This is a genomic window from Bradyrhizobium sp. (assembly GCF_049581145.1).
Taxonomy (GTDB): Bacteria; Pseudomonadota; Alphaproteobacteria; order Rhizobiales; family Xanthobacteraceae; genus Bradyrhizobium.
Map to the genome: position 1 here is coordinate 1 of NZ_JBAURI010001016.1, position 5,507 is coordinate 5,507.

The 5,507-nt window shown below is 61.3% G+C and carries 4 protein-coding genes, 1 tRNA gene and 1 pseudogene; 2 read left to right on the forward strand and 4 right to left on the reverse strand.

Annotated elements, in window-relative coordinates; translation table 11 throughout:
- Positions 1-494: 494 nt before the first annotated feature.
- From WCB02_RS32925 to WCB02_RS32935, 3 genes are all read right to left on the reverse strand, one after another.
- A complete protein-coding gene (locus WCB02_RS32925; protein WP_423964951.1) occupies positions 495-1,886 on the reverse strand; it encodes a TolC family outer membrane protein in 1,392 nt (463 codons plus the stop codon).
- Between the two features lie 206 nt (positions 1,887-2,092).
- On the reverse strand, positions 2,093-2,758 hold the full coding sequence (locus WCB02_RS32930; protein WP_423964953.1) for a protein-L-isoaspartate O-methyltransferase family protein: 666 nt from the start codon (positions 2,756-2,758) through the stop codon (positions 2,093-2,095).
- A gap of 154 nt (positions 2,759-2,912) precedes the next feature.
- Complete coding sequence (locus tag WCB02_RS32935; RefSeq protein ID WP_423964959.1) at positions 2,913-3,110, reverse strand: hypothetical protein; 198 nt, start codon at positions 3,108-3,110, stop codon at positions 2,913-2,915.
- 272 nt (positions 3,111-3,382) lie between these two features.
- On the opposite strand from WCB02_RS32935, the gene WCB02_RS32940 reads away from it, so the two are divergent.
- A tRNA-Asn gene (locus WCB02_RS32940) sits at positions 3,383-3,457 on the forward strand.
- A 226-nt stretch (positions 3,458-3,683) separates the two neighbouring features.
- Here the strand turns inward: WCB02_RS32940 and WCB02_RS32945 are convergent.
- A pseudogene (locus WCB02_RS32945) lies at positions 3,684-4,883 on the reverse strand (ISAzo13 family transposase); the annotation flags it as partial.
- 197 nt (positions 4,884-5,080) lie between these two features.
- Between WCB02_RS32945 and WCB02_RS32950 the strand changes: the two are divergent.
- Positions 5,081-5,507 (forward strand): hypothetical protein (locus tag WCB02_RS32950; RefSeq protein WP_423964956.1); only part of this gene is annotated, 427 nt, incomplete at its 3' end.

The window sequence follows — 5,507 nt, forward strand, 5'->3', positions numbered from 1 at the left end:
CATCAGGCATGACGGGATTCGCCGGTTCCGGATGCGAGAGGCGTGTGATTTGCGTCGCACACGCCCGACTTGTCCCCAGTTCAAGCATCGGAGCCGAATCACGGCGGCCCCGCCCCTGCTCACGGCAGATCAAGCATCGCGGCCAAGGATACCGATTGCCGCGCGAATCGCTCTGCTGCCTCAGGAAAGGCTATGTCATGGCAACAAATGATTGCAAGCAAGGCGCCAAAGAGACTTTGAGAGAAAGCCCGTGCTCGCACCTGGCGAGGTATCACGCGGTCGCTCGAAGGAAAGGACGCGCACGGCAAGACCCGCGGCGTCGCTCGGGCTTCAATCAGGGATCCACAGACGTTCTGTCGGACAGATTTCGATTGTCGCGCGCTATTCTCGTCAAGCCGCCGCGAAGCGGCCTGCGATCTCGGAATCAGGCGGCGCGAGCGGCATTGTCCCCCGCAGCCGCCAAGATCATGATTTAGCTCTAATCGTGATTGTGATCACTGCCCGTCCGGGGTGCGAATGCCGAACCAGCTGTCCCGGACCTGCTGATAATGCACGCTCGGATCATAGGTCATGGTCGGCAGTTTGAGCACCTGCGGCGACAACCGTCCAATCGCCGACAGCACGGAGTAGGAGGCGACGACGCGATCATGCTGCGCGGTCACCAGTGCAATGCGGGCGTTGACCAGCGCCTGCTGGGCGTTGAGCACGTCGAGCGTGGTCCGCTGTCCGGCCTTGGCCTCCTCGCGCACGCCGTTGAGCGCGATCTCAGAGGCGGTGACCTGCGATTGCGCCGATGACACCTGTGCCTTGCCGGCCACCAGCTGGCCCCACGCGGTGACGGTGTTGGCGCGGGTCTGATCGCGGGTCATGTCGAGGTTGAGCCGTTGCTGCGCCACGTTTTCCTTGGACTGGCGGATCAGCGAATATTCGGCGCCGCCCTGATAGATCGGAACCGACAGCTGAGCGACCGCGGCGGCGTTGAAATCCTTCTGCACCGTCAATTGCTGCTCATTGGCCTGCTGCACGGAGGCCTGCAAGCTCAGCGTCGGCAACAGCGCGCCCTCGGCGACCTTGACCTGGAGGAAGTTGACGTCGATGCCGTACATGGCGGCGGTGACATTCGGATTTTCGATCAGGCTGAGTTCGACCGCAGCGGGCAGCGTCGCCGGCAGGAAGCGGTCGACCGGCGAACCCGGTGCCAGATTCTCCGGTTCGTTGCCGATGATGCGCCGGAAGTTCGACCGTGTGGTCACCAATTGCGATTCGGCGGCGAGCTCCTGGGTCTTGCCGGCCGCCAGCTGGGCTTCCGATTGCGCGACGTCGGTGCGCGTCACCTCGCCGACATTGAAGCGGTCGCGCGTCTGCTTGAGCGTCTGCTCCAGCACCCGCACGTTGCTCTTCTGGACTTCAACGGTGGCCGCATCACGCAGATAGTCCATGTAGATGGTGGCGGCGCTGAGCAACACGGTCTGTTCCAGCACGCGCAACCCCTCGCGCGCACCTGAAACCTGGCTTTCTGCGGCGCGCGTCTTGTTGGCGGTCTGATTGCCGTTGTACAGCGTCTGAGTCACGGTGAGGCCAGCGCTACGCGGAATTTGGGCGCCGTGCAGCTTCTCCGGTACGCCGCCCGTATCGATGGTCTCATCGCTGTACTGATAGCCGGCGCTGCCGGTCAGCGCGACCTTCGGCCGATAGCCGGAGAGCGCCTGCGGAACGTTTTCATCGGTCGATCTCACCTGGGCGCGTTGCGCGTTGAGCTGCGGATTGTTCTGGTAGGCGCGCACCAACGCAGCCTCGATCGTATCGGCCAGGGCGGGCCATGGGCCCGCATATGCCATCAGAAGGACCGCAGCTGCTGCTGCGGTGACGACCTTCACCCCGTACATCCCTGGTATTCCATTCATTCTGTTGCCGGCTCAAACGCATGAACCGGGTCACCACCTACCCATTACCCAGTCCGCACCATATGCCGCGCCGCCGCCAGACGGAACCCATCTGGCCTCGAAAGTCAGTGGAAACTCTTCGCGTGCAGCATCCAGGCCACACTTCTGATTTAAAACAGAATTTCGACCGATCCGGGTTCGGAAAAGGGTCAGAAAACGAACGCCGGACGCTGTTCCAGACCGGGTAAAACCGGCGCTGCGGCGTCGAAAAGCGCGCGATTCCCGAAATCGTGATGGGAATGGGTCACGATCATGGCCCGCGACGGGCGAATCGTTGCGAACACGCCGACCAGTCTGCCGCCGTCCTTGAGCTGCCCATAAAGCTGTTCGGGAATCATTTCGGTCGCGCCGTTCAGCATGATGACATCGTAGGGCGCTTCCCGCGGCGCCCCGATCGCGGCTTCCGCAACCTGGAACGTCACATTGCCCCCGAGCCCGAGTCTATTCAGGATTTCGGTGCCCCTCGCGACGAGCGCGGCATCGCTTTCGGTCGCAGTCACCTTCCAGGCCAGCTTGGCCGCCAGCGCCGCGGCATAGCCGGTGGCACAACCCACGATGAGGACATTGTCGGTATTCACGATTTCGGCGGCCTGCAGCAGCTTGGCGGTCAGCATCGGCTTGATCAGGAACCGCTTGGTGCCGCCGCTGGTCACGTCGAGATCGCGGTCCAGATAGGCCAGCGCGCGCTGGTTCTCCGGCACGAATTCCTCACGCGGCAGCTCGGCCATGGCATCGATGATTCGGAGATCGGTGACGTCGTTGGTGCGCACCTGGCCATCGACCATTTTCTGGCGCGCGGTCGAAAAAGCGGACATTGGCAGACCTGTCAGACGCAAAGCGGGCGTGCCGCGGAAGGGACGGAACCGCGCCATCTTTGGTACAAGCCTTGGCAAAACGCAACAACATGCTTGGCCGGAGTGAAGCCCCCGACCCGTTCCGTTTCACAGCTTCGCCGGGATCCGGAACCGGCTATTCGATCGTCACCGCCAGTCGTCCGATCAGTCTTGCGACCTCATCCAGATGCCCAGCGTCGCGCTCATAGACGGCACGTTTGAGCCGCTCCAAGCATTCGTCGTCGCTGAGTGCAGGCATGTCCGGCGCGAACATCGCGGGGGCCGGCTCGCCGCCAACCGCCTCCATAACGTCTGGCATCATGACGTCCGGCATCGAATCTCCTCCGATAATCCCAGCGTGGACAAAGGTCGGCGGCAAATGCGACCATTTGGCGTCAGAGCCGCCGCTGCTGCCGCCCTGCGGATCGAGAGCCGCAGCAGCCGCAAAGGGGACCGACACACGCTCAAGAAAACGGCGGCAAGGCGCTGACCTCAAAAACGATTTCAGCTGCCAGCCAGGACTTTGGCGAGGCGCTCGATTAGTCCTATGCAAGCCGAAAGGGCTTTGTTATACGCTGCCCGCTCGCGAACAATTGTGTCGCTCATTCCTCGGTAGCTCAGCGGTAGAGCATTCGACTGTTAATCGAATGGTCGCTGGTTCGAATCCAGCCCGGGGAGCCATTACCCTGTATTCGCGGTTATTTTTAGTGGTCCGCGAACGTCCGCCTCTCCCGCCAAAGTCTTGATAAAGCAGCCCTTCCCGGCCATCACCCCCGCATCGGGTTGTTCGCGGACCCACAGCAGCAACGCCCCCGATGACAGTATCGAAGGGGGCCTGGATACTGTCAGCGCCAGTTTGGATACTGTCTAAGGACCCGTCCGGGACTAACGCTCCAGGACGGGAGCGAGCGTTAGGACCGACAGTATAGTTCCATTCGCCGTGGAAGTCGTGACGTGTGAGTTTGACGGCTTCCATGTCGGCGTCGGACACCTTGGTGCCAGCCGGATAGGTGTTCTGATCGAGTTCGCGCCGAACCTTGAGACCGGTCTTGGTCGTCGTAGCTGCGATCAGCTGAACGATGACCTGATGGCTGACGAGGGGTTTGCCGCGCCAGTTTCCGGTGATGAATGAGAAGAGGCGGTGCTCGATTTTGTTCCATTTGCTGGTGCCGGGTGGCAAGTGACACACGGTGATGGGAACGTCGAGTTCGTCGGACAGCTTTTGTAGCTCGATCTTCCACAATCGGACGCGCGAACCGTTGCTGCCGCCGCCATCGGCGGTGATCAGGAGGCTGCGGGCGCTGGGATAGCGCTCGCGCCCCATGAGCTTCCACCAGCTTCGAATGGCGTTGGCCGCGAAAGCCGCGGTGTCGTGGTCGATGCCCACGCTGACCCATCCGACATTGTTGGCGATATCGTAGACTCCATAGGGGGCGGCGCGCCCGAGTTCGGGAATGACGAAATCGTGCACGCGAACTTCCTCGGGTGAGCCTTTCGGTCGCCATTCGCGTCCAGCGTTCTTGAAATCGCCGACAAGCTCCTTCTTCTTGGTGTCGACTGAGATCGCCGGCTCACCTGCCGCGAGCGCTTCTTTCACCCGATCGTTGATGTAGTGGAATTGCAGGTCACGATCGGCATTATGGGATCCCTCGCGGGTCTTGCGGTTGGCTTGCAGGCGGTAATCGAGCCTGTGCAGGAGTTCGCCGACGAGTGTCAGGCCGATCGTATGGCCCATGTCGCGCAGCCTTTGGCTGAGCTTGCGAAGGCTCTTGGAAGTCCACGGCAGCGGCGACTGCGGATCGCCTCGCGTCTCTGGCTCGACCAGCGCCCGCAGATCATCGAGTAAGCTCGCATCCGTCTTGCTCAAAGGCCTACGACCGCCACCCACCCGGCGCACCCGTTCCAAGTCAGGTGTCTCGCCTGCACGCAATTCGGCCAGCCCGCGTCCGATCGTGCTGCGCGCGATACCGGTGGCACGCATCACCGCCATGATCCCACCGTGCCCAGCCGATGTCGCCTCGGCTGCCGCAAAACGCCGCCGACCGCGCTCGTCAAGCACCGGAGAGAGAGCCTCGAAGCGCTCGCGTATGGCCGATTCGTCAATCACGCCAAAACGATATAGCCTCGAGACTCCAAAGGGAATCCCGCCCCTCAACAAAATCCGACCCAACCCGATTCACTTGTTTGCGGACGGGTCCTAAGAACGAGGCCCATTCAATCTGCAGCATGGCTTGACCGTCAATTGTTGACTCCGATCTCAACGCAACTGATGATGGGCGCCCTGAGCGGCCGAAAGGTAGCGCTATGGAAAGGCTGCTTCGAGGATATCCAGACACGCGCGAGAGCCGAGACAAAACGCGCTTCGCTCGCCTCACCCGCTCGATCATCAATGCTTTGGCTCTCGCGCTCGGTTTGCTGGTTGCTTACCTGCAGACCAAGGACATTAGGCCGGATGCATTCCTCACGCCTTCGAGCGCAGATATCGCCTGGAGAGCTGCGCTCGTATTGTACTATTGGTCGTGGGTTGGCGGGACCAAATTCGATACAAACATTCAAGAGCTCGCGTACGTAGCGTTTCCCGGGCAAGGCAAATGGCCGCTTCAGCCGTATGCTGTTTTGGTGATCTTTGTCGTGATGGCCGCCATACTTCTAAAATCCTACGGAAACATCACCCATTTTTCTCTCGCGTTAACCGGGTTCCTGCTCGTTGATCATGCGTTGTGGCTTTACC